Source organism: Celeribacter halophilus (assembly GCF_900114135.1).
Taxonomy (GTDB): domain Bacteria; phylum Pseudomonadota; class Alphaproteobacteria; order Rhodobacterales; family Rhodobacteraceae; genus Celeribacter; species Celeribacter halophilus.
Map to the genome: position 1 here is coordinate 37,217 of NZ_FORY01000006.1, position 26,885 is coordinate 64,101.

Annotated in this window: 28 protein-coding genes; 10 read left to right on the forward strand and 18 right to left on the reverse strand. The window is 59.3% G+C overall.

Annotation, left to right across the window (positions count from 1 at the left end; translation table 11 throughout):
- Nucleotides 1–110: 110 nt before the first annotated feature.
- The 4 genes from BM152_RS07605 to BM152_RS07620 all read right to left on the reverse strand — a co-directional run bounded on the left by BM152_RS07605 (nt 111) and on the right by BM152_RS07620 (nt 3,554).
- Nucleotides 111–458: a hypothetical protein gene (locus BM152_RS07605; RefSeq protein ID WP_066607242.1), complete on the reverse strand. Its 348-nt coding sequence runs from the start codon at nt 456–458 to the stop codon at nt 111–113.
- 104 nt (nt 459–562) lie between these two features.
- A complete protein-coding gene (locus tag BM152_RS07610; protein ID WP_066607238.1) occupies nt 563–1,435 on the reverse strand; it encodes a 50S ribosomal protein L11 methyltransferase in 873 nt (290 codons plus the stop codon).
- A gap of 102 nt (nt 1,436–1,537) precedes the next feature.
- On the reverse strand, nt 1,538–2,239 hold the full coding sequence (gene msrA / locus BM152_RS07615; RefSeq protein ID WP_066607235.1) for a peptide-methionine (S)-S-oxide reductase MsrA: 702 nt from the start codon (nt 2,237–2,239) through the stop codon (nt 1,538–1,540).
- A gap of 61 nt (nt 2,240–2,300) precedes the next feature.
- Nucleotides 2,301–3,554, reverse strand: coding sequence for an MFS transporter (locus BM152_RS07620; protein ID WP_066607232.1), 1,254 nt, complete (start codon nt 3,552–3,554; stop codon nt 2,301–2,303).
- Between the two features lie 186 nt (nt 3,555–3,740).
- Between BM152_RS07620 and BM152_RS07625 the strand changes: the two genes are divergently transcribed.
- The 5 genes from BM152_RS07625 to BM152_RS07645 all read left to right on the forward strand — a co-directional run bounded on the left by BM152_RS07625 (nt 3,741) and on the right by BM152_RS07645 (nt 7,807).
- Nucleotides 3,741–4,616: a TIGR01459 family HAD-type hydrolase gene (locus BM152_RS07625; protein ID WP_066607230.1), complete on the forward strand. Its 876-nt coding sequence runs from the start codon at nt 3,741–3,743 to the stop codon at nt 4,614–4,616.
- 298 nt (nt 4,617–4,914) lie between these two features.
- Nucleotides 4,915–5,358, forward strand: coding sequence for a MaoC family dehydratase (locus BM152_RS07630; protein WP_066607227.1), 444 nt, complete (start codon nt 4,915–4,917; stop codon nt 5,356–5,358).
- 33 nt (nt 5,359–5,391) lie between these two features.
- On the forward strand, nt 5,392–6,318 hold the full coding sequence (locus BM152_RS07635; protein ID WP_066607225.1) for a bifunctional riboflavin kinase/FAD synthetase: 927 nt from the start codon (nt 5,392–5,394) through the stop codon (nt 6,316–6,318).
- On the forward strand, nt 6,315–6,764 hold the full coding sequence (locus BM152_RS07640; RefSeq protein ID WP_066607222.1) for a YcgN family cysteine cluster protein: 450 nt from the start codon (nt 6,315–6,317) through the stop codon (nt 6,762–6,764). The genes BM152_RS07635 and BM152_RS07640 overlap by 4 nt, the downstream gene beginning before the upstream one ends.
- Complete coding sequence (locus tag BM152_RS07645) at nt 6,764–7,807, forward strand: threonine aldolase family protein (RefSeq protein ID WP_066607217.1); 1,044 nt, start codon at nt 6,764–6,766, stop codon at nt 7,805–7,807. Before BM152_RS07640 ends, BM152_RS07645 begins: the two co-directional genes overlap by 1 nt.
- 59 nt (nt 7,808–7,866) lie before the next feature.
- Here BM152_RS07645 and BM152_RS07650 read toward each other — a convergent pair whose 3' ends face one another.
- Nucleotides 7,867–8,466, reverse strand: coding sequence for a 2-hydroxychromene-2-carboxylate isomerase (locus BM152_RS07650; protein ID WP_066607215.1), 600 nt, complete (start codon nt 8,464–8,466; stop codon nt 7,867–7,869).
- A 114-nt stretch (nt 8,467–8,580) separates the two neighbouring features.
- Here BM152_RS07650 and BM152_RS07655 point away from each other — a divergent pair, with 114 nt between their 5' ends.
- Entirely contained in the window at nt 8,581–9,597 is a 1,017-nt protein-coding gene (locus BM152_RS07655) for a ribose-phosphate pyrophosphokinase (RefSeq protein ID WP_066607212.1), read from the forward strand.
- Between the two features lie 67 nt (nt 9,598–9,664).
- Here BM152_RS07655 and BM152_RS07660 read toward each other — a convergent pair whose 3' ends face one another.
- The 10 genes from BM152_RS07660 to BM152_RS07700 form a co-directional block, all read right to left on the reverse strand.
- Nucleotides 9,665–10,015 carry an H-type lectin domain-containing protein gene (locus tag BM152_RS07660; RefSeq protein WP_066607209.1) on the reverse strand — a complete coding sequence of 117 codons (351 nt, stop codon included), beginning with the start codon at nt 10,013–10,015 and terminating at the stop codon, nt 9,665–9,667.
- 65 nt (nt 10,016–10,080) lie between these two features.
- Nucleotides 10,081–10,434, reverse strand: a complete 354-nt coding sequence (locus BM152_RS07665; RefSeq protein WP_066607205.1) for a hypothetical protein — start codon at nt 10,432–10,434, stop codon at nt 10,081–10,083.
- 74 nt (nt 10,435–10,508) lie between these two features.
- Nucleotides 10,509–10,916, reverse strand: coding sequence for an ATP synthase F1 subunit epsilon (gene atpC / locus BM152_RS07670; protein ID WP_066607197.1), 408 nt, complete (start codon nt 10,914–10,916; stop codon nt 10,509–10,511).
- Nucleotides 10,917–11,048: 132 nt separating this feature from the next.
- Nucleotides 11,049–12,473, reverse strand: a complete 1,425-nt coding sequence (atpD, locus tag BM152_RS07675; RefSeq protein WP_066607195.1) for a F0F1 ATP synthase subunit beta — start codon at nt 12,471–12,473, stop codon at nt 11,049–11,051.
- Nucleotides 12,474–12,491: 18 nt separating this feature from the next.
- Entirely contained in the window at nt 12,492–13,364 is an 873-nt protein-coding gene (locus BM152_RS07680) for a F0F1 ATP synthase subunit gamma (protein ID WP_066607192.1), read from the reverse strand.
- 18 nt (nt 13,365–13,382) lie between these two features.
- A complete protein-coding gene (gene atpA, locus BM152_RS07685; protein WP_066607190.1) occupies nt 13,383–14,921 on the reverse strand; it encodes a F0F1 ATP synthase subunit alpha in 1,539 nt (512 codons plus the stop codon).
- Nucleotides 14,921–15,481 carry a F0F1 ATP synthase subunit delta gene (locus tag BM152_RS07690; RefSeq protein ID WP_066607181.1) on the reverse strand — a complete coding sequence of 187 codons (561 nt, stop codon included), beginning with the start codon at nt 15,479–15,481 and terminating at the stop codon, nt 14,921–14,923. Before BM152_RS07690 ends, atpA begins: the two co-directional genes overlap by 1 nt.
- 389 nt (nt 15,482–15,870) lie before the next feature.
- On the reverse strand, nt 15,871–16,719 hold the full coding sequence (locus BM152_RS07695; RefSeq protein ID WP_066607179.1) for a DUF481 domain-containing protein: 849 nt from the start codon (nt 16,717–16,719) through the stop codon (nt 15,871–15,873).
- A complete protein-coding gene (locus BM152_RS19420) occupies nt 16,703–16,945 on the reverse strand; it encodes a hypothetical protein (RefSeq protein ID WP_139222483.1) in 243 nt (80 codons plus the stop codon). The genes BM152_RS07695 and BM152_RS19420 overlap by 17 nt, the downstream gene beginning before the upstream one ends.
- Before the next feature lie 42 nt (nt 16,946–16,987).
- The gene (locus tag BM152_RS07700; protein ID WP_066607176.1) at nt 16,988–17,737 is read right to left on the reverse strand and encodes a class I SAM-dependent methyltransferase; all 750 of its coding nucleotides are present in this window, start codon (nt 17,735–17,737) and stop codon (nt 16,988–16,990) included.
- Nucleotides 17,738–17,800: 63 nt separating this feature from the next.
- Between BM152_RS07700 and gloB the strand changes: the two genes are divergently transcribed.
- From gloB to BM152_RS07715, 3 genes are all read left to right on the forward strand, one after another.
- Nucleotides 17,801–18,565: a hydroxyacylglutathione hydrolase gene (gene gloB / locus BM152_RS07705; protein ID WP_066607173.1), complete on the forward strand. Its 765-nt coding sequence runs from the start codon at nt 17,801–17,803 to the stop codon at nt 18,563–18,565.
- Nucleotides 18,566–18,808: 243 nt separating this feature from the next.
- On the forward strand, nt 18,809–21,142 hold the full coding sequence (gene clpA, locus BM152_RS07710; RefSeq protein WP_066607170.1) for an ATP-dependent Clp protease ATP-binding subunit ClpA: 2,334 nt from the start codon (nt 18,809–18,811) through the stop codon (nt 21,140–21,142).
- Nucleotides 21,143–21,172: 30 nt separating this feature from the next.
- Nucleotides 21,173–22,189 (forward strand): M23 family metallopeptidase, encoded by a 1,017-nt coding sequence (locus BM152_RS07715; protein WP_331711576.1) that lies wholly within the window; start codon nt 21,173–21,175, stop codon nt 22,187–22,189.
- 15 nt (nt 22,190–22,204) lie between these two features.
- Here BM152_RS07715 and BM152_RS07720 read toward each other — a convergent pair whose 3' ends face one another.
- The 3 genes from BM152_RS07720 to BM152_RS07730 all read right to left on the reverse strand — a co-directional run bounded on the left by BM152_RS07720 (nt 22,205) and on the right by BM152_RS07730 (nt 25,652).
- On the reverse strand, nt 22,205–23,827 hold the full coding sequence (locus BM152_RS07720) for a peptidoglycan -binding protein (RefSeq protein WP_066607168.1): 1,623 nt from the start codon (nt 23,825–23,827) through the stop codon (nt 22,205–22,207).
- A 3-nt stretch (nt 23,828–23,830) separates the two neighbouring features.
- Nucleotides 23,831–25,009: a biopolymer transporter ExbB gene (locus BM152_RS07725; RefSeq protein ID WP_066607165.1), complete on the reverse strand. Its 1,179-nt coding sequence runs from the start codon at nt 25,007–25,009 to the stop codon at nt 23,831–23,833.
- A gap of 82 nt (nt 25,010–25,091) precedes the next feature.
- The gene (locus tag BM152_RS07730; RefSeq protein ID WP_066607161.1) at nt 25,092–25,652 is read right to left on the reverse strand and encodes a gamma-glutamylcyclotransferase; all 561 of its coding nucleotides are present in this window, start codon (nt 25,650–25,652) and stop codon (nt 25,092–25,094) included.
- Nucleotides 25,653–25,841: 189 nt separating this feature from the next.
- Here BM152_RS07730 and BM152_RS07735 point away from each other — a divergent pair, with 189 nt between their 5' ends.
- Nucleotides 25,842–26,876, forward strand: a complete 1,035-nt coding sequence (locus BM152_RS07735) for a DUF2125 domain-containing protein (protein WP_082715435.1) — start codon at nt 25,842–25,844, stop codon at nt 26,874–26,876.
- The last annotated feature ends 9 nt before the right edge of the window (nt 26,877–26,885 follow it).

Sequence of the window (26,885 nt, forward strand, 5' to 3'; positions counted from 1 at the left end):
TCGACAACCGCCAACGCAAAAGCCCGCACCGGTTGAACGGTGCGGGCCTGAACGTGGAATGGTGCGACAGGGCATATTGGGAAACAGCCCAATGTCGCACCGGAAACTATTTAACTCAGAAGCATCTTACCTTGGAGTGCCAACCAGATCGTCAACTGGTCGGCTTGCATCACCCAAGCGCCTGCGCGCTCGATCGCGGTGCCAGCCGCGAGATCCTCGACACGCGCCACATATGTGGACGATCCGAGTGTAGCATAAAGCACGGCCTTGAACAGGATAATTCCCGCCAGAGCCACAAAGACCAAATGGATCGGCCGCCGCAGACCGCGACGACGCGGACGGGCAATGATCAGCCCGTCATGATTAACGGAATAAATCACTCCACGACGCAAAGCACGACGGCGTGCCTCGATCCGTGTCAGGCGTTTATTCAATTGCTGCGAACCGGCCTGAGCCATAGCAGCCTCCTCATACATCGGCCCCCACCGACCATGACGAGATTACGGCGAAATGTGTCGAGATCAAGGCAAGATGGGCGAAACAGAGGTATTTCGTCGAAAAATCAGCCTTCCCGCGCCATAGTCAGCGTCGTCCAGTCAACAATCTCCTGCCGATCCACAAGATTGAAGCCGGAGCGTGAATAAACCTCGACAACCTCATCGGCCTGCGGATTGAGAATCCCCGAGAGAATCACATGCCCGCCCGGGGCCACATGGCGCGCCATATCGGGGGCCAGAGCCACCAGCGGGCCTTTGAGGATATTGGCAAAGACCAGATCGAAAGGCGCTTTTTCGGCTAGGGTTTCATGGTTAAAGCCCGCCGCCTCCAGACAGACGACCTGACCGTTCAGATCATTGGCATCGACATTCGATTGCGCGACCTCCACGGCCACCTCGTCAATATCGGAGGCATAGACGGTCTTGTCGGAGATCTTCGCCGCCGCCATCGCCAGCACCGCCGTGCCGCAACCGATGTCGGCCACCATGTCAAAGCTCTTGCCCTCCGCCAGCAGACGATCCAGCGCCTTGAGACAGCCCAGCGTCGTGCCGTGATGTCCGGTGCCAAAGGCCATCGCCGCCTCGATCAACAGACCGATCTTGTCGGCGGGCAGCTTGTCGGCGTCATGCGAGCCGTAGACAAAGAACCGCCCCGCCTCGACAGGCGCCAGATCGCGGCGCACCTTGGCGACCCAGTCGGTTTCCGGCAGTTCGGAAATCACAAAATCCGGCGCGTCATTGGCCTTCGCCAGAAGCGCCAGCGCGATCTCGTCGGGCGCTTCGGTGAAATAGGCCCCGACTTCCCACAGACCCGAACCGTCCTCAATCTCGAACACGCCCACGCCAGTGGGTTCGGGATCGAGAAATTCCAAAGCCTCCCCGATGGCTTCGGCGGGGGCTTTGCCCTTGGTCTTGGTAAAAGCGGTAAAGGTGGTCATCTTGGTTCTCCGAAAGGGCTTTTCTCCGCCATAAAGCGAAGCCGCGCTTTACTCAAGCGCGGCCCGTTTCAAAACATCAGCTCACGGGAACCCCCGAAAGGCTCATTCCTGCGACGCAGGCCGCTCCGTCGGGTCGGTCCATTGCATCTGGCGGCTCATCGAAAGCCCCACGGGACAGCTCACCCCCGTGCCGCCAATCCCGCAATAGCCCGCCGGATTCTTGGCCAGATATTGCTGATGGTCGGCTTCGGCGAAATAGAACGCGCCTGCGGGCAGAACCTCGGTCGTGATCGCCCCGAACCCCTTATCCTGCAACAAGACGTTATATCCCGCAAGACTGGCATCTGCGGCGGCGCGTTGGGCCTCCGAACTGTAATAAATGCCGGAACGATATTGCGTGCCGCGATCATTGCCCTGACGCATCCCCTGGGTCGGGTCGTGCCCTTCCCAGAACACCTTGAGCAGCGCCTCATAGCTTACCTTTGCGGGATCATAGACCACCCGCACCACTTCATTATGGCCGGTCTTGCCGGTGCAGACTTCTTCATAAGTCGGGTTGGGCGTATAGCCCCCCGCATAGCCCGCCGCCGTGTTCACCACACCCGGCACCTGCCAGAACATGCGCTCGACACCCCAGAAGCACCCCATCCCGAAAACCGCCACCTCGCAGCCCTCGGGAATGTCGCCCTTGAGCGGAACATGAAAGACGAAATGCTCCTCGGCAGTCGGTATTTCCTCCGCCCGTCCGGGCAAAGCCTCGTCAGGCATCGGCATCGTGAGTTTTTTCGTCAGGGCAGAGAACATATTCAGGCTCCGTCATTGCGTTGCTTGTCCAATATAGAGCGCAATTGGCAAATCACCAAACTTACTCTGCGGGGTTACGCACCACAGCCGTCTCACGCACCAAAGGCAAAAGCCGCCACTCGTTGCCCTTGACCGGATGACGCGGGATCAGCGCGGCCAAACCGAGCGACGCCATCGCCATCATCGCCGCCAACGCGAACACACCACCCGGTGAAGCGACCCAGAGATAGCCCAGCAGCGCAGGCAGGAACACCGCCGCGATATGGTTGATGGTAAAGGCCACCGCCGCCGTCGGCGCAATGTCTTCGGGATCGGCGATCTTCTGGAAATAGGTCTTGAGCGCAAAGGCCAGCCCGAACAGCATATGATCAATCACATAGAGCGTGCCGGCCACCAACACGCCCCAACCCAGCCAATAAATCCCGCCATAGGCCAGAAACACCAGCACCAGCCCCGTATATTCCAGCATCAAGACAAAGCGCTCGCCCTTGATAAAGACCACTTTGCCCATATAGGGCGCGATCACCATATTGGCGACGTAGTTGATCAGGAACAGTGCCGTGATCTCATGCACCTGAAAGCCGAATTTCTCGACCATCATGAAGGCCGCGAACACCACAAAAATCTGCCGCCGCGCCCCGGCCATGAACTGAAGCGCATAATAAAGTCCATAGCGCCGCTTGAGCACCAGCTTCTTGGACTGCGGATTGGGGGCTTCGAACTGCGGATAGGCCACAAGCGCAAACACCGCCACCACAGCCGTAAACCCGCCGGAGACCATATAGACCAGCGCATAGGACAGATCGAAACTCTTCCACGTCAGCACCAGCACCCCATAGGCCACCAGAGAGGCCGCAGAGCCCGCCGCCATCAATCGCCCGATCACAATGGGCGCACGGTCTTTCGAGAGCCATTGCAACTGAAGCGACTGGTTCACGGTCTCGAAATAGTGGAACCCGATGGAGGACAGCATGGTGATGGTCAAAATCCCGCCCAGAGAGGGGAAATAGGCGGTCAAAGCCGTCGCCACCCCCAAGAGCAGCAAGGCCACCACGCCCAAAACCTGCTCGCGGATCACCATAATCAGCGCGATCACCCCGATGGCCAGAAAGCCCGGAATCTCCCGCACCGTATGGAGCCAGCCGATCTCGACGCCGGTAAAGCCCGCCGCCTCGATCACAAAGTTGTTCAACAAGGCGTTCCATGTGGCAAAAGCCACAGGCATGGCAAAGGCCATCAGGAACAACAGGCTCTCCGGCCTGCGCCAACGCGGCAGGTTCGAAGTCTCGGACAGGGGGATCGGTGTGCGTGTCATAGGTCTCCTTTAGGGCGCACACGGGAATTTGAATAGCAGGAATTCCTGCACACCCCCCTGAACGCCCTCGAAGCGCATGGGCCAATCCGGCCTTCCCTCCTCCGCCGCCTTCGCAAAGCTGTGCTTTCATTTCTCCGCCTTGCGGGGTAGCTAAAGGCCATAGCCACTCCAACCTCACGGACTCCCATGACACGCCTGATCCAGACCCTCTCCGAGATTTCGACCGATTACGATGCGCTCTTTGTCGACCTGTGGGGCTGTGTCCACAACGGGATCAAAGCCTTCCCCGACGCCTGCGCTGCCTTGCAGACCTATCGCGCCGGTGGCGGCAAAGTGGTGCTTGTGACCAACTCGCCGCGCCCGTGGCGCTCGGTCGCGCAGCAGATCAAGGAATTCGGCGTGCCCGATGACGCCTATGACGCCATTGCCACCTCCGGCGATTCCGCGCGTCTGGCCATGTATCTCGGCGTGGTGGGCGAAAAGGTGCATCACATCGGTGACAAGTTCAAAGACGACTTCATGCAGCCGATGGACCTTGCCACCGACGAGGCCGTTCAGATCACCGAAGTGCCGCTGGAAGAGGCCGAGGGCATCGTTTGCTCCGGCCCCGAAGATCCGCTGGCCGATCCCGAAGTCTACCGTCCGCAATTCCTCTATGCCAAGCAGAAGGGGCTGAAGCTTCTCTGCGCCAACCCCGACATTGTCGTGGACCGTGGCGAGGTGCGAGAATGGTGTGCGGGGGCCTTGGCCGCGCTTTATACCGAGATGGGCGGCGAGAGCCTCTATTTCGGCAAGCCGCATCCGCCGATCTACGATCTCGCCCGCCGTCGTCTGGCGCAGCTGGGCCAGATTGACGACAACCGTATTCTCTGCATCGGCGACGGCATCGGCACGGATGTGATGGGTGGCATTGGCGAGGGGCTGGATGTGCTTTTCATCACCGGCGGTCTGGCGGCCAAGGAATTCGGTCCCGATCCGGTGAACCCCGACCCCGAGCGACTCAAACTGTGGCTTTCCGAACAGAACCTCTCCCCGACAGCCGCGATCTCTTTCCTGCGCTGAGTATTTCGGGCAGCAAAGGAAACGGGCGCCGGACGCGATCTGGCGCCTTTTTTCTGGGCATGACTTTTGGGCGCGGCAGGCCCGACAAAAGTCCGACGGTTGTCCGACGCCTATCCGACAGGGCGAAAAGGCGGTTTGGCGCGGGGGTTTGGTCGCTGTTTGGCGGGATGATGTTGGAATTTTAGAGTAATTTATTTCCGATTTTTGCGCCAACATACAAATTTTCTTGCGCGCAATATTGTTTCTTCGCTAAATCCGGCCTATGCTGCATCGCAACACTGGGAAGGAATCGGAGCGCATGTTGGACAATCAGCCCCGCGGAACCATCTGCATCGAAGACATCGAAATCGGCATGACGCGCTCGCTGCGCAAGACCGTAACCGACCGTGATATCGAGCTTTTTGGCGAGATTTCGACGGACCGTAACCCTGTGCATTTCGACGACTCCTATGCCGAAGACACGATTTTCGAAGGCCGCATCGCCCACGGCATGTTGACCGCCGGCCTGATTTCCGCCGTGATCGGCGAGCAGCTTCCCGGGCACGGGACGATCTACATGGGGCAGACGCTCAAGTTTCTGGCCCCCGTCCGCCCCGGCGACACGGTGCTGGCCGAAGTGACCGTCACCGACATCATCCACGCAAAACGCCGCGTTGCCCTTGAATGTCGCTGCACCGTGGGCGATACCGTTGTCCTGAAAGGCGAGGCCATGGTCCTCGCGCCAAGCCGCAAATTCGACTGACGACACGGGAGGGCGCCTCCTGTGAGGAGCCCCATGCAGACCTACACGCACTGGACCGACATTCCCGAAGAGGCCAAGGGCTGTTCCGCCGCCATCGGCAATTTCGATGGTGTGCATCGTGGTCACCGGCATGTCATTGATCTCGCCCGCGCCCACGGTCCGCTTGGCATCGTCACATTCGAACCGCATCCACGCGAATTTTTCGCCCCCGGTGCTCCGCCCTTTCGCCTGATGAACCCCGAAGCAAAAGCCAACCGGCTGGAAAAACTCGGTGTCGAATGTCTGTTCCAACTGCCCTTCAACGCAGAGCTAGCCGCCATGACGCCGGAGGCCTTTGCGCAAGAAATTATTGTGGAAGGTCTGGGGCTTAAACATATCGTCGTAGGCGCGGATTTCTGTTTCGGGGCCAAACGGGCGGGCAATGTCGATGACCTCAAACGTTTCGGCGCACAGATGGGTTTTGGCGTCACCGTCGCAGAGCTTCTGGAAACCGGCAGCGGCGTTTCCTCCTCCTCCGCAATCCGCGCCGCGCTGGCCGAGGGCGAGCCGCGCAAGGCCGCCGAGATGCTCGGACACTGGCACCGGATCGAAGGCATGGTCGGGCATGGTGACAAACGTGGCCGCGATCTGGGTTTCCCCACAGCGAATATGTCGATCGAGGGGCTGCACGCGCCGAAATTCGGGGTGTATGCCGTGCTTGTGGATGTGCTGACCGGTCCGCATAAAGGCAGCTACCAAGGCGCGGCCTCGCTCGGCGTCAAACCGACCTTTGGCGCCAATCTGCCCTGTCTCGAAACCTTCATTTTCGATTTCGAAGGCAGCCTCTATGACGAACATCTGTCGGTGGCCTTCGTCGAATATCTCCGCCCTGAGCTTGTGTTCAACGGGCTGGAGCCACTGATCGAACAGATGACCAAGGATTGCGCACAAGCCCGCGATATTCTCGGGTCAGTGGAATGAGCAAGCGCGCGCGGTTCTGGGAGACAGTCCCTCTGACGAAAATGTCGGAAGAAGAATGGGAAGCGCTCTGTGACGGTTGCGGCAAATGTTGCCTGAACAAGATCGAAGATGCCGACACCGGCCAAGTCTATCTGACCCGCGTGGCCTGTCGCCTGCTGGACGACCAATCCTGTCAATGCGGGCAGTATCAAATCCGCAAGAAGCTGGTGCCGGAATGTATTCAGCTTACCCCGCAGAACATTGAAACCCACGCCTACTGGATGCCCACAACCTGCGCCTACCGGTTGCTGTGGCAAGGCCGCGCCCTCCCCGACTGGCACCCGCTTTTAACGGGGGACCCCGAAAGCGTCCATGCCGCAGGCGTCTCGATCCGTGGCCGCACCGTGCCCGAATTCGAGGTGGCCGAAGACGAGTGGGAAGACCATATCATCGAGGAGCCGAACTGATGTTTTTTGCCTCCGACAACACCTCTACCGTGCATCCGAAAATCATGGACGCGCTTGCCAAAGCCAATGACGGCTATGCGGCGCCCTATGCCGAGGACCGTTGGACCGCAGAGCTGACAGAACGGCTGCGCGACCTGTTTCAGGCCCCTGACGCTCTGGTCTATCCGATGATGTCTGGCACCGGAACCAATGCAGCACTACTGGCCGCGATGACCCCGCCTTGGGGGACGATCTATTGCCATCAGAGTGCACATGTCGACGTGGACGAGCGCAATTCCGTGCCCTTCTACTCCGGCGGGGCGAAACTCATGCCTCTGACCGGACGCGGCAGCCGTCTTGACCCGCAGGAACTGGGTCTGGAGGTTCGCAAGGGCAAAGCCGCAGAAGACATTCACATCAGCCCGCCTGCCGCCGTGTCGATCACCAATCTGACCGAATTCGGCGAGTTGTATCGGCCCGAAGACATTTCACAGATCGCCGACGCCGCGAAACTTCCGCTGCATCTGGACGGTGCCCGTTTTGCCAATGCCATGGCCGCAAGCGGGGCCAGCCCGTGGGAAATGACCCGCGAGCTTTCGACGCTCTCCTTGGGGGCCACAAAGACAGGGGCAATGGGGGCCGAAGCAGCGGTGCTGTTTGATCCGTCCTATCAAGAGGCCTTCGAGAGCCAACGGATGCGCGGTGGCCACAACCTGTCGAAGGCCCGCTATGTTTCAGCCCAAATTCTGGCGTGGCTGGACGATGATCTCTGGCTGGACCTCGCCACCCACGCCAATGCGATGGGCGCACGGCTTGCCCAAGGGATCGCGGAGATCGGCGGCGAGTTGCCCTATCATGTCGACGGCAACCTAGTCTTCGCCCGCCTGCCCCGCATCATGCATGTGAAAGCCAAAGCGAAAGGTGCCATCTATCACCTTGCTGACCATGACACTGGCCTAATCGGTGATCCTGAAACCCCGCTCATGGCACGGTTCGTCACCAGTTGGTCCACAACAGAGGCCGATGTGGATGCACTTCTCGCGGCATTCGTGAGCGATCTCTAAACGCTCCTCCCGCGCATCTGACTGCGAGGGAGGCAGGCAAGCCGCCCATATGACGCGGCTCAGAGCGTTCCGAGATGCGCGTCCAGCATATCGAGCCGGTCCTGTCCCCAGAACCGCTCATCCGTGTCCGTAACGATAAAGAACGGCGCACCGAAGACACCCGCCTTCAGCCCTTCCTCCAGATTTTTCGCATAGATCTCCGCGCCTTTGAGCATCCCTGTCATCGACAGCATCGGATCAAAACTGTTGTCCTTGAGCGCCACTGTAATCACGGCATCATCGGCGATATCGCGGTCCTCTTCCCAGACCGCTTTCAGCAAGTCGAACACCAACCCGTCAAGATCGCCGCCACCGGCCTCCTGCGCGGCAATCACTGCATAGGAGGCTGGCGCCACATTGGTCGGCCAGAAAGCCGGTTGAAACTTCATCGGTTTGCCGGATTGGGCCGCGAAACGCTTCAACTCCTGCATACGATAGACCTTGCGCGCCTCGGAACGCTCCGCAGGACGCGGGGCACCGATCCGGTCGAACATCGTCAGAATATCGAACGGTTTGTAGCGCACGCTTGCACCATGCTTTTGCGCGATACCGGCAAAGCCTTCGGATGCGAGATAGGTGAAAGGGGACAGAAGAGAAAAATAATAGTCGATATGTGCCACTTTGCCCCCTCCTCGGGACCTTGGGGATGTTTCCAAGACGCTAACCGAGTGGTAAGCGATGTCAACGTCACGATTCCGTGACGGTTTGGCCGAAAACACCCCGGGAAAGCTGCTATGCCCATGACTCACGAGCCCAAAATTATTTCTGGCAATGCCAACCGCACCCTCGCGAACGCCGTCGCGCGTCGCCTGTCGATGCACCGCGGCATGTCGATTGACCTCTGCGACGCCCGCGTCGAGCGGTTCAACGATGGCGAGATTTTCGTCGAAGTGTACGAAAACGTGCGCGGCGAAGATATGTTCGTGGTTCAGCCGACCTCGAATCCGGCCAATGACAATCTCATGGAATTGCTGATCATCACCGACGCGCTGCGCCGCTCCTCGGCTGGCCGCATCACCGCCGTGGTGCCCTATTTCGGCTACGCCCGTCAGGACCGCCGCACCAAGGCGCGCACACCGATCACCGCAAAGCTCGTCGCCAACATGATGGTCGAAGCAGGGATCGAACGGGTTTTGACGCTTGATCTGCACGCGACACAGATTCAGGGCTTCTTCGACATCCCCGTCGACAACCTCTACGCCTCCCCCGTGTTCGCCCTCGACATCAAACACCATTTCAAAGACGGTCTCGAAGACATCATGGTGGTCTCCCCCGACGTGGGCGGTGTGGCGCGTGCGCGTGAACTGGCCAAGCGCATCGACGCCCCCCTCTCCATTGTGGACAAACGCCGCGAGAAACCGGGCGAAGTGGCGGAGATGACGGTCATCGGCAATGTCGAAGGCAAGAAATGTATCATCGTGGACGACCTTGTGGACACCGCCGGCACGCTCTGTAAAGCCGCCGAGTTGCTGCTGGAGCACGGTGCTGCCGAGGTTCACGCCTACATCTCCCACGGCGTGCTTTCCGGCCCCGCTGTCGAACGTGTGACCAATTCCAAGCTGTCCTCGCTGGTCATCACCGACTCGATCGAAGCCACGGATGCAGTCGAAAAATGCAAGAACATCCGCATCGTGCCCACCGCGCCCCTGTTCGCTCAGGCGATCATCAACACATGGAACGGCACATCGGTGTCCTCTTTGTTCGAAGACAAGACGCTGGTCCCGCTTTACGAAGGCGTTTACCACCCGTAAGCGCAGACCACCCCGAACAGACAAAAGCGCAGGACACTCTCCTGCGCTTTTTTATTGCTCGAACCGTTTAATAAAGATCCCAATCATCCTCGTGGCGCACAGAGCCAAAAGCGGTCCAGTCGGCACGGGCGCGGGCAATACGCGTATCGCCCCATGTCTTGAAAACGATCACAAAGCCGCTCTCCGACACCATTTCCGCAGAAATATCCACGCGGTGATTGGTTGATTGGTCAATATCAAGCATCGAGAGGCTCACCTGCACCACAGGCGGCTTGAGAAAGCTTTCGTCAAATTCAACAACGCGGCGCAATTCCCGTGGGCCGGTGCCGGTCCACATCACGCCACCATCCTGAAAATCGGAAAAAAGCACGAGAGATCCCTGCGTGATCCCGAGTTGATGCGTATCTATTCTATCCATGTGTCTTTTTTAATTTTGCCCCCGCCGGAGATTGCCCCGAAACGGGGCCAAAAGGGAAGCGTATTTTAGAACTCCGGCTTTTCCGCATGTTTGGTTCGTATTTTTGCAATGACCTCAGGCTGCTCGATCCGTAAGAGCTCGCTTTCTCCAGCCTCCACCATGTCGATGCCCTGCGTTGCACACAGCGATGCCAGCGTGACCATCACCCCGCCGACCTCTTGTGCGGGGTCGCCCTCAGGACGCGCAAAGACATAATCGACAAGATCATGGGCAAAAGCCTTGGACGCACCGAGCGACTGCACCAGTTCAAGGGCTTCTTCGAGAAACCGGCGATTGCGCTCTGTGCGATCCAAAGCGACCTCCTCACCAAAACAGGTAAGAACCCAGTCCTGCACGCGCTCCTGAAAGTCTTTGTCCAAAATCGTCTCCCCTCTTTCAAAGAAAAAGCCCCGCGCGAACGCAGGGCCTTTCCTAATTCATTTCACAAGACCAATCAGAGATTGGTGTGGAACCCGAGATCTTCGGCGATATGCATGACATCGGCGAGGAAGGAATGCGTTTCCGCCTGATCTTCCTGCGATGCCTTGTCATGTTCCGCCCGCGCTTTCGCGATCAGGTCTGTGACGATCTCCTGAGACATCTCCCCACGCGGCAAAGCAACCTCGGCCAGCACGGAGATATGTTCAGGCGACAGTTCGGCGAAACCGCCCGTCACGATGTACTCCTGCTCACCTTCGCTGCTGCTGACGATCAGACGACCGGGACGCAGCGTAAGGATTGTGGGCTCATGGCCCGCCATCGCGGTGAGACGACCTTCGGAACCCGGGATCTGGACCTGCTCCACTTCAAGAGACGCAAGTTTGCGCTCGGGAGAGACGAGATCAAATTGGACTTTAGCCATGAGAGGCCTCCTTCAAAAGGTGTTGCCCACGGTCCCGCTCAAGAAATGGGGCAAACCCGTGCACCGTTTCTATGTTGCGGGCGTCCCGTGATGCGCATCAAAGACACGCATCGCGGAACGCTTTGGGTTCGATTAGGCGGCTTCCGCTGCCAGTTTCTCAGCTTTCGCAAGCACTTCGTCGATGCCGCCAACCATGTAGAAGGCTGCTTCCGGCAGGTGGTCATATTCGCCAGCCACAACCGCCTTGAAGGACGAGATCGTGTCTTCGAGCGGAACCTGCACACCGTCGGAGCCGGTGAACACTTTCGCCACGTCGAACGGCTGGGAGAGGAAACGCTGGATCTTACGGGCACGGGCCACGGTCAGCTTATCTTCTTCCGAAAGTTCGTCCATGCCGAGGATGGCGATGATGTCTTGCAGCGATTTGTAGCGCTGAAGGATGTTCTGGACGTCACGCGCAACCTGATAGTGCTCTTCACCAACGATTTGCGGATCAAGGATACGCGAGGAGGAGTCGAGCGGGTCAACGGCCGGATAGATGCCGAGCTCGGAGATGGCGCGGTTAAGAACCGTCGTTGCATCCAAGTGGGCAAAGGTCGTTGCCGGCGCGGGGTCGGTAAGGTCATCCGCAGGCACATACACAGCCTGGATCGAGGTGATCGAGCCGTTTTTCGTGGAGGTAATACGCTCCTGCATTGCACCCATGTCGGTGGCCAGCGTCGGCTGGTAACCCACAGCAGAGGGGATACGACCGAGAAGTGCGGACACCTCGGAACCGGCCTGTGTGAAGCGGAAGATGTTGTCCACGAAGAACAGAACATCGCTGCCGGACTGGTCGCGGAACTGCTCGGCCAGTGTCAGACCGGTCAGAGCAACACGCATACGAGCTCCCGGAGGCTCGTTCATCTGACCGTAAACCAGTGCCACTTGCGACTCTTCGAGAGCGTCGGGCTTGATAACGTTGGATTCGATCATCTCGTGGTAAAGGTCGTTCCCTTCACGAGTCCGCTCACCCACACCGGCAAACACGGAGAAACCGGAGTGCACTTTGGCGATGTTGTTGATGAGTTCCATGATGAGAACGGTTTTACCCACACCAGCACCACCGAAGAGACCGATCTTACCACCTTTGGAGTAAGGTGCGAGAAGGTCGATCACCTTGATGCCGGTGACGAGGATGGAGGTCTCTGTGGACTGCTCGTTGAATTCCGGAGCTTCCGCGTGGATCGGGCGGGACTCGGAGGCGTTGACGGGGCCTTTTTCGTCAACCGGCTCACCGATCACGTTGAGGATACGGCCAAGCGTTGCGTTGCCGACCGGAATGGTGATCGGGCCACCGGTGTCGGAGACTTCCTGACCGCGCACGAGACCTTCGGTCGCGTCCATAGCGATGGTGCGAACCGAGTTTTCGCCGAGGTGTTGAGCAACTTCGAGAACCAGACGGTTGCCGTTGTTGTCGGTTTCAAGTGCGTTGAGAATGGCGGGAAGCTCGCCGTCGAACTGTACGTCGACAACGGCGCCAATCACCTGCGTGATCTTGCCTTTGGACTGTGCCATGTTTCTTTACTCCGGGTCTTAGAGCGCTTCAGCGCCCGAGATGATTTCGATAAGCTCGTTGGTGATGACGGCCTGACGCGAGCGGTTATACTCGATTGTCAGCTTGTCGATCATGTCGCCTGCGTTACGGGTAGCGTTGTCCATGGCGGACATCCGCGCACCCTGCTCGGAGGCACCATTTTCCAAAAGAGCCGAGAAGATCTGTGTTGCCACACCGCGCGGCAGAAGGTCGGCCAGAATGGCCTCCTCGGAGGGCTCGTAATCGTAGAGCGCACCACCGGCATCCTCATCCGTTTCATAAGCGGCGGGGATGATCTGTTGAGCGGTCGGGATCTGGGTCACGACGTTTTGGAATTTGGCATAGAAGATCGTCGCCACGTCAAATTCGCCATCATCGAAACGGGACAGAAGGTCCTTTGCGATGCTTTGCGCATTTGCGTAACCGATTTTCTTCACCTCGGAGAGGTCCACATGGGCGACAGAAAGATCCGCATATTCGCGTTTGAGCTGCTCACGGCCTTTTTTGCCGACGGTGAGAATCTTCACCGTCTTGCCTTTGCCCTGAAGCTCCGCGATGCGGGCTTTTGCCAGCTTCACAATATTGGTGTTGAAGCCACCACACAGACCCTTTTCAGAGGTCATGACAACGAGCAGATGCACATCGTCTTTGCCGGTCCCGGCGAGAAGCCGGGGCGCGGTATCGGAGCCACCTACCGAAGCCGACAGCGCACCCAGCACAGCGTTGAAACGCTCTGCATAGGGGCGCGAGGCCTCAGCCGCATCCTGTGCCCGCCGCAATTTTGCGGCGGCCACCATCTGCATGGCCTTCGTGATCTTCCGCGTGGACTTCACGCTGGCGATCCGGTTTTTGAGATCCTTGAGGTTGGGCATTAAAGCTGTCCTTCAGGATTAAGCGTAGGTTTTGGCGAATTCGTCCAGAACCGCTTTGAGCTTGACAGCAGGCTCGCCTTTGATCTTCGGATCTTCATCGGTGATCCACTGAAGAACATCAGCTTTCTGGTTGCGCAGGAAGTCGAGAAGCTTGGCTTCGAAAGCGCCGACTTCGGTCACCGGAATGTTGTCCAGATAGCCGTTGGTGCCGGCGAAGATAACGCAAACGATCTCGGCGTTGGTCAGCGGCGAGTATTGCGGCTGCTTCATCAGCTCGGTCAGACGCGCACCACGGTTCAGCAACTGCTGGGTGGAGGCATCAAGATCGGAGCCGAACTGGGCAAAGGCCGCCATCTCGCGGTATTGAGCCAGCGACAGTTTCACCGGACCAGCCACAGAGGACATGGCTTTCGTCTGAGCCGAGGAGCCCACACGGGACACGGACAGACCGGTGTTCACAGCCGGGCGGATACCCTGATAGAACAGCTCGGTTTCAAGGAAGATCTGACCGTCGGTGATGGAGATCACGTTGGTCGGAATAAACGCGGACACGTCGCCACCTTGGGTTTCGATGATCGGCAGCGCCGTCAAGGAACCGGAACCGAAGTCTTCGTTCAGCTTCGCGGAACGTTCCAGCAGGCGCGAGTGGAGATAGAACACGTCACCCGGGTAAGCTTCACGCCCCGGCGGACGACGCAGAAGCAGGGACATCTGGCGATAGCTCACGGCCTGTTTGGACAGGTCATCGTAGATGATGAGCGCGTGCTTGCCGTTGTCGCGGAAGTATTCGGCCATTGCGGTCGCGGCATAGGGTGCCATGAACTGCATCGGAGCCGGATCGGACGCGGTTGCAGCCACAACGATGGAATATTCGATCGCACCGGTTTCTTCGAGCTTTTTCACAAGCTGCGCAACGGTGGAGCGTTTCTGACCGATTGCCACGTAGATGCAGTAGAGCTTCTTGCTCTCGTCATCGCCAGCAGCGTCGTTGTAGGATTTCTGGTTGAGGATCGCATCAAGCGCCACAGCGGTCTTACCGGTCTGACGGTCACCGATGATCAACTCACGCTGGCCACGGCCGATCGGGATCATGGCGTCCACAGATTTGAGGCCGGTTGCCATCGGCTCGTGCACGGATTTACGCGGGATGATGCCCGGAGCTTTCACATCAGCGATGCGACGCTCGGAGGCTTCAATCGCGCCCTTGCCGTCGAGCGGGTTGCCCAGACCGTCCACAACACGTCCCAGCAGACCTTCGCCAGCAGGCACGTCCACGATGGACTTGGTGCGCTTGACGGTGTCGCCTTCTTTAATGTCACGGTCGGACCCGAAGATCACGACACCGACGTTGTCGGCTTCGAGGTTGAGGGCCATCCCGCGGATACCACCGGGGAATTCAACCATCTCACCGGCCTGAACGTTATCGAGGCCATACACACGCGCAATACCGTCACCGACGGAGAGCACGCGGCCCACTTCAGCAACTTCGGCGTCTTGACCGAAGTTTTTAATCTGCTCCTTTAGGATCGCAGAAATTTCAGCTGCCTGGATTCCCATTATCCGACCTCTTTCATTGCATTCTGGAGGGAGTTGAGCTTGGAAGCGATCGAGGTATCGATCATCTTCGAGCCCACCTTAACGACAAGACCGCCGATGAGTGCTTCATCCACGGTCGCATTTATGTTCACGTCTTTGCCAAATTTCTCGGAGAGGGTCTTGGCAAGCTTGGTGGCCTGGGCCTTGGTCAGTGCTTTCGCGGAGACAACCTCGGCAGTCACTTCACCCCGTTCGTCGGCGAGCAGAGTGCTCAGACCGGCCACAAGTTGCGGCAGGGCGAAAAGTCGGCGGTTCTGCGCCATCAGCGCCAGAGTGCTGGACGTGAAGTCCGTCAATCCGGCCTTTTTGGCGATGGCCGCAATCGCGGCTCCCATTTCTTCACGGGAATGAACCGGCGAAGTGATGAGCGCCTTGAGGTCATCGCTCTCGGAGAGCGCTGCCGACAGCGTCGCCACGTCCCCTTCAAGCGCCTTGATGGCATTGCTTTCCTTGGCCAGTTCGAAAACGGCCTTTGCGTAGCGTGCGGCGATGCCGCTGGAGATCGAAGCTGGTTCGGACACGTCCACCCTTCCGATGTCTTAGGGCCCTCCCCCGAGCGCCCCGTTCGGGGCCCTATTCGGAGACAGAGCAGATTGTTTGACCCGCGCGCGAGCCGCGCAGGCAGCAAAATCAGCGTGGATGTAGCAGAGCATCGGCCTCGTCGCAACCTTGTTACGCGACTTTAGCGCCAACAGAGTAAACTCTCATTGCAGTTTTTTCAGGGCTTTAGCCGATCCTCGTCCCTTGCGCCTTCATCAGGACGCAAAAAAATTGCGCAGCCAAAACAGTTTCGCCTCACGAAACCGTGTGATTCCCCCGCCCGGCACGCACAACGCAAAAGAACGGGAGCCCGAAGACTCCCGTTCTGCCTGTGGTGTCTGATATTCAAACTGCCCGATGAAACCTCGGATTACTTGAAGGAATAAACCAGAGACACACCGAGGGTGTTGTCTGTCTTTTTATAACCATCAAGCGGGTCGGAATGGTATTCGGTCAACAGCGAGGTGCGCATGGCCAGCGGACCGGAAATCGACACGTTGAAACCGAGATCGTTGGTCACGGATGTATCGGCGTCGGACGTGATGATGTCGGTGTCATTGGTCAGGAACATACCGTTGCCCAATTCGTAGTAGAATTTGGATGCAAGACTACCTGCGACTTCGTCGATGTCATCCGCGAGGGTATCATCAGCAACTTCTGCATAACGCCAGCCCGGACCGGCTTGAACCGACCAGGTCATGTCATGCGTGTTCACAACACGGTAGCCGACACCCAGACCGATAAAGCTGTCGGTTTCATAGGAGCTGAACTCGTCGTAAGTGGTGCGGATTTTGCCGTAGCCGTAGAAGTCACGGTTAAACATGCGCGTATAGTCATAGGCCGCAGCCAACGAGTTCGCAGTCGATTCATCGTCATCTTCACTATAGTTATAGCTCAGGACGAAATCATGGCCGTTCACACCGTCGCCATAGCCGAAGCGCGCACCGACACCGAGGTCCGCAGTATCGGAGTTCCCGCTTGTGCCGTTGGCCGTCGCAGAAACGGAGCCATACCAGCCGCGAGCACCGGTTCCGTTGCCGAATTTGCGCGAGTCGCGAGCTTCGGCGAATTCGTCTTGGATATCATCTTCGAGATCATCGACAGCATCACCCGCAGCATCAACATTGGTGAAGACTGCGCTTTGCTGGGCTACGGCCGGAACAGCGAGCACAGAGGCCAGAAGAACCGCAAAAGGAAGTGTTTTATTTTGAAGACCCATAATCAGGCTCCTTATCCATTGAATTGGTGGTGGCGGAAAATAGGATAAATTTTTCAAAAGGTTGGAGGGGGAAAACACAAATATGTTTCCCGTGAGACATGGCGGTTTTCGGCAAAAAATGACCGATCTGCCGCTTTAAAGTTGGCGAAAACTGGCCAGCCTGCCGCCTTCGCCAAAGTTGACGTTGCGGAAAGCCGCGACGGAAATTTTCAGGCAGGTTTTTCAAGAGGCACCGGCTCGTTCCACGCCAATACCCACGGATCGGTGGCTAAACCGGTTTCGCCTCAGGCGCGGGCCGCAGCCCTTCGAGCACGCCCCCTTTGCGGCGCACCGCCTCGGGCGTGCCGGAACCGGTCTTCGCATAAACCTGTTTCGATGCTTCGACGACCAGCACACCACCGGCCAGCCCGCTGGACAAACGCCGCCCGATCTTCTCCCAGACCGGCCCCCAGCGCAGCCAGTGGCGCTTGTGCGAGGGGGGCTGGAACAACACGGCGGCGTGGCGCTCCGGCACGAACCGCGCGCGGCGGAGTTGCGATTCGAGCTGCCCCAGACTGTAAGGACGGCCATAGCCGAACGGCGTGCTGTCCGAACGCGACCAAAGCCCGCCACGATTCGGCACGATGAACATGGCCTTGCCTCCCGGTCCGAGCGCCCGCCAACATTCCTCCAAAAGCGCATCCGGCGCGTCAGACGTTTCAAGCCCGTGCATCACCAGCAGCTTGTCGACAAATCCCGTCTGGATCGGCCAGCGTGTTTCCGGACAGAGCGCCGAGACATTCGGCATCCCCGCAGGCCAATGCATCACCCCTTGTTGATCCGGCATCAAGGCAATCACCCGCCGCGCATCGGCCAGAAACGGACGCAGCAGCGGCACGGAAAAACCGAACCCCGCCACGGTCTGTCGCCCCGCATCCGGCCAGTAGCTCACGACCTGTTCCCGGATCGCACGCTGTGCCGCGCGTCCCAATCCGGTCCGATAATAAAAATTTCTCAGCTCAACGACATCAAGATGCATTGCAATCCGCGGGCCTTCCCCAAATGGTAGTGTCAGCATAGACGCAAGAGACGGGAGAACGCCATGCTAGAGATCGTCACCATTGCCGCACTGACCGACAATTACGATTTCCTTGTCCATGATCCGGCCAGCGGACGCACCGCCGTGGTCGATGCGGCGGACCCAGCGCCCATTCTTGATGCACTCACCGAACGGGGCTGGACGCTGGATGAAATCTGGCTCACCCATCACCATTGGGATCATGTGGAAGGCACAGCGGGACTTGTCGAGGCCACGGGCGCGACCGTCACAGGCGCAAAGACCGACCAGCACCGCCTACCGCCTCTGACGCGCATGGTGGAACCGGGGCAGAGCTTTACCTTTGCGGACCACGAGGTCGAAGTCTTGGCCGCAGATGGTCACACGGTGGGGCACGTCGCCTATTACATCCCCTCAAGCAAAACCCTGTTTACCGCCGACAGCCTGATGGCTCTGGGCTGCGGTCGCCTGTTCGAGGGCACGCCGGAGCAGATGTGGGAGACACTCTCGCGATTTGCCACGCTGCCCGACGACACGGTGGTCTATTCCGGCCACGAATACACCGCCTCGAACGCCCGCTTTGCCCGCACCATCGAGCCGGAGAACACAGCGCTTCAGGCCAGAGCACAGGCCATTGAAATCGCGCGGCAGAATGACGAACCCACGGTCCCTTCCCTGCTCTCACTGGAGCGCGCAACCAACCCGTTCCTGCGTGCGAATCTGCCCGAGGTGAAAGAGGCTCTGGGCATGACCGATGCCTCCGACGTGGAGGTTTTCACGGAAATCCGTGCCCGCAAGGACTCGTTCTGACCCCGCAGGAACGCCCTTGTTTTCCTGTCAAGTCAACTTACATGAAAGAGGACAAAAGTGGAAAATTTGCTGCCCATACCGCACAAAACTTGGCGCATCACAAAAATTTACCACTGTTAACGACTTTTTTCCTTGAAGCGCGCGCGTTTCAATCGAACTTTAAGAGTATGAGGCCACGGTAAGGGGGCCGGGCCCTAAATGCGCCCCCTTAAGAGACCCCGAATGCGAAGGAGCACCCACAACGTGCCGTCATTTTCGAACACCCTTGAGCAAGCCATTCATGCAGCTTTGGCGCTGGCGAATGCCCGTCGCCATGAACTTGCAACCCTGGAACACCTTTTGCTGGCCCTGATCGACGAGCCCGACGCGGCCCGCGTGATGCAGGCCTGCAATGTCGAGCTTGAGGAATTGCGAAAAACCCTTCTGGACTATATCGAGGACGATCTTTCGACGCTCGTCACCGATGTCGAAGGGTCCGAGGCCGTGCCCACCGCCTCGTTCCAGCGCGTGATCCAGCGCGCCGCAATCCATGTCCAGTCTTCCGGCCGGACCGAGGTCACCGGTGCCAACGTGCTGGTCGCGATCTTTGCCGAACGCGAATCCAATGCCGCCTACTTCCTGCAAGAACAGGATATGACCCGCTATGACGCGGTGAATTTCATTGCGCATGGCGTGGCCAAAGATCCCGCTTTTGGCGAACAGCGTCCGATCACCGGCTCCGACGAACATCAGGACGAGTCCCAGACGCAACAGGCGCAGCCCTCTGGAGAGGACAAGGAATCCGCGCTGGCCAAATACTGTGTCGATCTGAACAAAAAGGCTGCCGAAGGGGATGTCGATCCGCTGATCGGCCGCGCCCATGAGGTCGAGCGCTGCATTCAGGTGCTCTGCCGCCGCCGCAAGAACAACCCCCTTCTGGTGGGCGACCCGGGCGTGGGCAAAACCGCAATTGCCGAAGGTCTCGCCAAGAAAATCGTCGACGGCGAAACGCCGGACGTGCTGTCCAAATCCACGATCTATTCGCTGGACATGGGCGCACTTCTGGCCGGCACCCGCTATCGTGGCGACTTCGAAGAACGGCTGAAAGCCGTGGTCAAGGAACTCGAAGAGCATCCTGATGCCGTCTTGTTCATCGACGAGATCCACACCGTGATCGGTGCGGGCGCGACCTCTGGCGGGGCGATGGATGCCTCCAACCTGCTCAAACCCGCGCTTCAGGGCGGCAAGCTACGTTGCATGGGGTCCACCACTTATAAGGAATTCCGCCAGCATTTCGAAAAAGACCGCGCCCTGTCGCGTCGGTTCCAGAAAATCGACGTGAGCGAGCCTTCGGTTGATGATGCAGTGAAAATCCTTCAGGGCCTCAAACCCTATTTCGAAGAGCATCACGACATCCGCTACACGGCAGATGCGATCAAAACCGCTGTGGAACTGTCCGCACGCTATATCCATGACCGCAAACTGCCCGACAAGGCCATCGACGTGATCGACGAGGCCGGTGCCGCGCAGCATCTTGTGGCCGAAAGCAAACGTCGCAAAACGATCTCTCCGAAGGATATCGAAGCGGTCGTGGCGAAAATCGCCCGCATCCCGCCGAAAAACGTTTCCAAGGACGATGCGGAAGTGCTCAAGGACCTCGAAAGCACGCTCAAACGCGTGGTCTTTGGTCAGGACAAGGCCATCGAAACCCTCAGCTCCGCCATCAAACTAGCGCGTGCGGGACTGCGCGAACCGGAAAAACCCATCGGCAACTACCTCTTCGCGGGTCCGACCGGCGTCGGCAAGACCGAAGTGGCCAAACAGCTTGCCGACTCGCTGGGTGTTGAGCTTTTGCGCTTTGATATGTCGGAATATATGGAGAAACACGCGGTCTCCCGCTTGATCGGCGCGCCTCCGGGCTATGTCGGCTTTGACCAGGGCGGCCTTCTGACCGATGGCGTGGACCAGCATCCGCATTGTGTGCTTCTGCTCGACGAAATGGAAAAGGCGCACCCCGATGTCTACAACATCCTGTTGCAGGTGATGGACAACGGCAAGCTCACGGATCACAACGGTCGCACGGTCGATTTCCGCAACGTGATCCTGATCATGACCTCCAACGCCGGTGCTTCCGAACAGGCGAAAGAGGCCATCGGTTTTGGCCGCGATCGTCGCGAAGGCGAAGACACCGCCGCGATCGAGCGCACCTTTACGCCCGAATTCCGCAACCGTCTGGATGCGGTGGTCTCCTTTGGACCGCTGCCGAAAGAGGTCATTCTGCAAGTGGTCGAGAAATTCGTGCTGCAGCTTGAGGCCCAGTTGATGGACCGCAATGTGCATATCGAACTGACCCGCCCTGCTGCCGAATGGCTCGCGGATAAGGGCTATGACGACAAGATGGGTGCACGTCCTCTGGGTCGTGTCATTCAGGAATATATCAAAAAGCCGCTCGCGGAAGAGTTGCTCTTTGGCAAGCTCGCAAAAGGCGGCGTGGTGAAAATCGGCGTCAAGGATGGCGAGATCGACCTGCGGATCGAGGAGCCGAATGCCCCGCGCATCGGGCGCTCGAAAAAGCCGCCTCTGCTCACCGCAGAGTAAAAGAAAAGCACTGCAAAAAGCCCTGTCATCTTGACGGGGCTTTTTATCAACGCCAGCTTGCATGACATGACCAAGACCTTTCCAACCCTCGCCCTGATCGCCGCGTTTTTGGCCACGCCTGCGCTGGCGCGTGATCCTGTCTTGTCACCACCGCTGGACTGCATCTTGGGCGAAACCTGTTATATCCAGAGCTATGTCGACACGGACCCCGGTCCCGGCGCGGCCGATTTCACCTGTGGCACCCTGTCCTATGACGGGCACAAGGGCACGGATTTCGCCCTCCCTGCGATGACCGACCTCTGGAGCGGCGTTGATGTCTTTGCCTCCGCGCCCGGCACGGTGTTGGGCACCCGCGATGGCATGGAGGACATTCCCTATGGCAGCGAAGACGCGCCGGATGTGACGGGCAAGGAATGCGGCAACGGGGTTGTCGTCGATCATGGCGACGGCTGGGTTACGCAATATTGCCACATGCGAAAAGGCTCTGTCGCGGTCAAGAAAGGCGACCGTGTCTCCGCGAAAACCGTGCTGGGACAGGTCGGCCTGTCCGGCATGAGCCAGTTCCCCCATGTGCACCTTTCGGTGCGCCACAACGGCAAGGTCGTGGACCCGTTCAACCCCTCCGGCACCGTGGCCTGCGGCACCGAAGCGATCCTCAGCGGCACCCTCTGGAACCGCGACATGATCTATCACGCCGGCGGGCTGATCGACGTCGGTGTCGCGACAGAAGTGCCCGACTATGACGCCGTCAAAGCCGGAACCGCTGCGGCCACAGTTCTGACCTCCGACAGCCCTGCGCTTGTGGTCTACGGGTTCTCTTATGGTGGTCGCGCGGGCGACATTCTGCGCCTGTCTATTTTCGGGCCGGAAGGCGAGGTCGTCAGTCAGGACAGCACCCTCGACAAGACCCAAGCGCGCCAGTTCCGCGCCGTGGGCAAGCGCAATCCCGGCTCATGGCCTGTGGGCGGCTATAGCGCCACGGTGCAAATGATCCGCGATGACACGCTGATCGACCAGCGCGAGGAACGGTTTCAGATCACACCCTGAAGGCCAAACGGACCGCTATTTCTCCGTCAGCTTCAACTCGATCCGGCGGTTCTGCGCCAATGCTTCGGGACTGTCGCCCTCTGCCACCGGCTGATATTCCCCGAACCCTGCCGCGACCAGCCGCGACGGATCGAAGCCCAACACTTCAGACATATAGCGCACCACGGACAGCGCCCGCGCCTGTGACAGCTCCCAGTTGTCGCGATAGGCACCGCTGCCGGACAAAGGCGTTTTGTCCGTGTGCCCGTCAACGCGTATGACCCAGTCGATCTCCGGCGGTATCTCTGACGACACCTCCGACAGGATCGCGGCCACACGCGCAATCTGCGCCTTGCCCTCATCATTGAGGTCCGCAGAGGCGGGCTCGAACAGCACTTCGGAACTGAACACGAAACGGTCGCCCACAATCCGGACGCCTTCGCGATTGCCGAGAATCTCACGCATACGGCCAAAAAATTCGGACCGGTAATTCTGCAGCGTCTTGGCCTCTTCCTCCAGCCGCTTGCGCTCCGCCTCTTCCAACACCGCACGGGCGCGTTCTTCGGCGGCAACCTGTGCCAAGGCGGTGTTCAACCTCTGGGTCAGGCTGTCAATCTGCACCTGATTTTCCGCATCCCGCGCCGTGCGCACATCCAGCGTCGATTGCAGCGCCGAAAGCTGATTGCGCATCTGTTCGACCTGCGCATTCAACAAAGCGAGCTTGCGTTCACCCTCGGCAGACTTGACCTCTTCCTCGGCCAGAGCCGCCTGTGCCGTCGCCAAAAGCGCGGCCTGTTTTTCGCGTTCCGAAATGTCCTGATCCAGTTGCGTCTGCATCTCGTCGCGGGCGGTGCGAGCCGCGGCCAGAAGCGTCAGCGTCTCTTCCGCCTCCTTGCGTGCTTCTTCCAGAGCGAGGCTCATCGCGGTCAGTTCTTCATCAGCATTGGCAAAACGCTCCTTGAGCGCCTGCAACGCTGCCGCATCGGCCAGCCGGCCCTGCTCCGCCTGCGACAGCTCTGCCTGTGCGGCGTCCAAGGCGGTCTGGCGGTCTTCGGATTCCGTGCGCAACTGCGTCACCAAAGCCTCCAATGCCTCACGCCGCGCGGCGGCCAGACGAGCCTCTTCTGTGGCAGCGTCAATCTCGTCGCGGGCTTTAGCCAGCGCGAGTTGGGCGGCTTCCTGTTCGGTGATCAACTGCGCCTTGGCCGCTTCCAGATCGTCGATCTGTGCAGCCAACTGCGCACCTTCGGTCAAGGCGGCATCACGCTCCGCGATCAGGCTGGCAACCTGTTGCTCAAAAGACGCAATCCGTCCGGTGAGCGTTGTATTCTCCGCTTCCAGACCGGCGATGGTCTCGCTCTGCGCTTCCGCCGTGGCACGCAACTCGGACAGGGTGGCATTGAGCGCACCGATCTGAGTTTCGAGGCCGAGGTTCTTTTGCTGTTCCAGCCCCAGCGCATCGGCCAGAACATTCAATTCCGCACTCAGCGCGTCCAGCTCGTGTTCCTGTCCCGAAATCTGGTCACGCAGCATGGATTGCACGACCATGAAGATCGTCAGCACGAACATCAGCACCAGCAAGAGCGCCGTCATGGCATCCACAAATCCCGGCCAGATTGAACCGGACATGCGATGGGAGGCACGGCGCAGAACGGCCATGTGTCAATCTCCCTGCTGGTCCTGCGCACCCAAGTCGCGCAGCGTTCGGGTCAGACCGGCAATCTCGGCCCGCAGTTCGGCAAGGCTCTCCTGTCGTCCGGCGGAGAGTTCTTCGAGAATGCGCAAAAGCTGCACGTCAATGGAGCGCAGCCGCATACGGGATTCCGCATCCAGCGCATCGCTTTCGGCTGGATCGCGGGCTTGCAATGCCGCCAGAAGCCGTTCCTGCCCCTCCGCCACACGGGTCAACACCTGCACCGTGTTGTTTTCCCGATCCGCCCGCGTGACCATCGTATCAATGGAGGAGGCAAGCCGTTCAAGCCGCGCACCGGTTTCCATGCGTCCAGCCTCGGAACGGGCGAAAAGCCCCTGAAGCTCGTCCATCTGGCGGCCCATGTGGTCCAGCACCGCCACGGCCCCCGACAGATCATCCCCGTCGCCATCGCCCGCCACACCAAGGCGCGTGATGGTCGAAAGCCATTCTTCAAGCTCGCGGAAAAAGCGGTTCTGCCCATGGGAGGCGAAAAGTTCCAGCATACCGACGACGAGCGAGCCCGCGAGACCCAGAAGCGAGGAGGCAAAGGCCGTGCCCATCCCGCCCAACTGGTTCTCCAGCCCGCTCATAAGCTGGCCCAGCACATCACTTGCGCCCTCCCCTTCTGACGGAGACAGGGAGCGGATGGTTTCGACCAGCGCCGGAACCGTAGTGGCCAGCCCGTAGAACGTCCCGAGAAGGCCAAGGAAAATCAGAAGGTTGGCAATATAGCGCGTGATATCGCGGGCTTCGTCGATCCGCGTGGCCACAGAATCCAGAATGGAGCGTGCCGAAGATGACGAAATCTGGGTCCGCGCATTGCGGTCGCGCAGGAGGGCCGCCAACGGGGCCAAGAGGCGCGGTGCGGCCTTGCCCGGCACATTCGGGCGCTGCCCCGTGAACCGTTCGATCCAGTTGACCGACGCGACAAGTTGCACCACCTGAAGGAAACAGGCGAGAATGCCGATGATGAACACGACGGCGATAAAGCCGTTGAGATAGGGATTGGCAAGAAACACCGGACCGACGCGCGGCAAAGCGATGTAAAAGCCGAAAGAGACCAGCCCGAGGACAATGATCATCATAGTGATCTGCCGCACGGGTTGAGAGAAGAATTTAAGCTCGGCCTCGCGATCGGGTTGGTCCATTGACCCTGTCCTGACCTGTCAGTTCCTGTTACCGCCACGATAGGGGCAAGAGGCCCCCAATGCCAACACGCGATTTCGTGTATCAGGCATTTAAGCGATGGCGCACCATATCAGAGAGCTCGGTCAGCTCCGGATCTTCCATGCCGATCTGGGCCAGATGCCGCGCGGTGGAGAAAAGATAGTCGCAATTCGGCCCCCGCCCGCCTGTCGCAGAAGCGATCACCTCGGCCTGCCGCTCAAGGCTCAAAGACCCCGTATATTGCACATGGTCCGGATCGACGACATAGGCCAGTGCACTTTGGTCACGCCCGTCCTCTAACCGCAAGACCACTTCGCGTTCGAGATAGGCCGAGGAGACCAGTTCGCGTTCCCGCAGATAATCCAGAGTGCCCGCCGCCACTTCCGGCCCGACACGAAAGGCCAGCCCGTGACATTGGGCGCTCTCGTCCTCGTCCAGCGCCAGCACCAGCCCCGGCGCCTCCGGCGTGCCGCGATGATGGATCGACCACATGCAAAAGCTCCGCGCATAGCCTGAAAGTGTCGCTGGGCGGCGCTCGGTAAATTCGAACCCCGGATTCCATATCAGGGAGCCATAGCCAAAGACCCAGAAACCGTCCCTGACCAACGCGTGATCGCCTGTCATCGTCTTTTCCTCATTGCCGTCTTTCCAGCCCCTCCGCCCGCGGTTAATACGGGTGTGAAAGCACTTCCCGAACACCTGTGTCACAGGCTTTCCTGAAGTGCAGCACAACATAACGATGTCGCAGGCCTTTCAAAATCGACTTGTATCTCAAGTTCGTCACCAAAGGTTTTAAATACGGGGCGGGCAGGAATGAAAAGCCCGATCCACTTACAAGAGGTGAAGATGCGCAAACTGTTCTGGCTCCTTCTGGCCGCCGTGGTGATTTACAGCGGTTACTGGATGATCGGTGCGAAAGGCACGGAAAGCGCCATCGCCGCATGGATCGACAGCCGCGCCTCCGAAGGCTGGCAGGCCGAGGTGGCCGACATCAAGACCGGCGGTTTCCCGACCCGTTTCGACACGGAGATTCTTGAGCCGCAGCTGGCCGATCCGCGCACGGGTGTGGCGCTTTCGACGCCGCGCATCGAGATTCTCAGCCAGAGCCACCGCCCGACACGTTTCACCCTGCGCATGGCCCCCGAGGTCACGCTGGCCTCCCCCTATCAACGCCTCGACATCACACAGGACTTGGCCGAGGCGCAGCTTTTCGTCGACCCCGGCCCCAGCCTCACGCTCGATCATGCCGCGCTCAGCTTGCAAGGCATGCGCGTTGCCTCCACGGCGACATGGGGGTTCACGCTTGAAAGCGGCGAGATCACCACCCAGCGTCAGGCAGACGATCCGCTCACCCATGACATTGCGCTCCATGTCGAGGGCTTCGCCCCCACCGGCGGGCTGATCGACGGGCTGGACCCCGAGGGTCTTCTCTCGGACCGGTTCGAAGCGCTTGATCTGGACATGCAGGCCACATTCGACGGGCCGTGGAACATTCACGCACTCGAAGGGCCGCGCCCGCAACCCACCCATATCGATCTCACCACGCTCTCGGCCCATTGGGGAGAGCTTGACCTGAAACTGGCCGGTGCTTTCGACATCGACGCGCGGGGCTATCCGATCGGCAAGCTGGCAATCAAGGCGGAGAACTGGCGCGAGATGATCGAACTGGCGATTTCGGTGGGCGCGATCCCTGAGAACATCAGCAATCTCACCCTGCGCGCCGGTGAAATGCTGGCGGGGCTGTCCGGTCGCAAGGATACGATTGATGCGGAACTGACGTTGAAAGACGGGATGATCTCGCTGGGATTTATCCCTCTGGGTCCTGCCCCGCGCATCATGATCCGGTGAGCGCCTAGT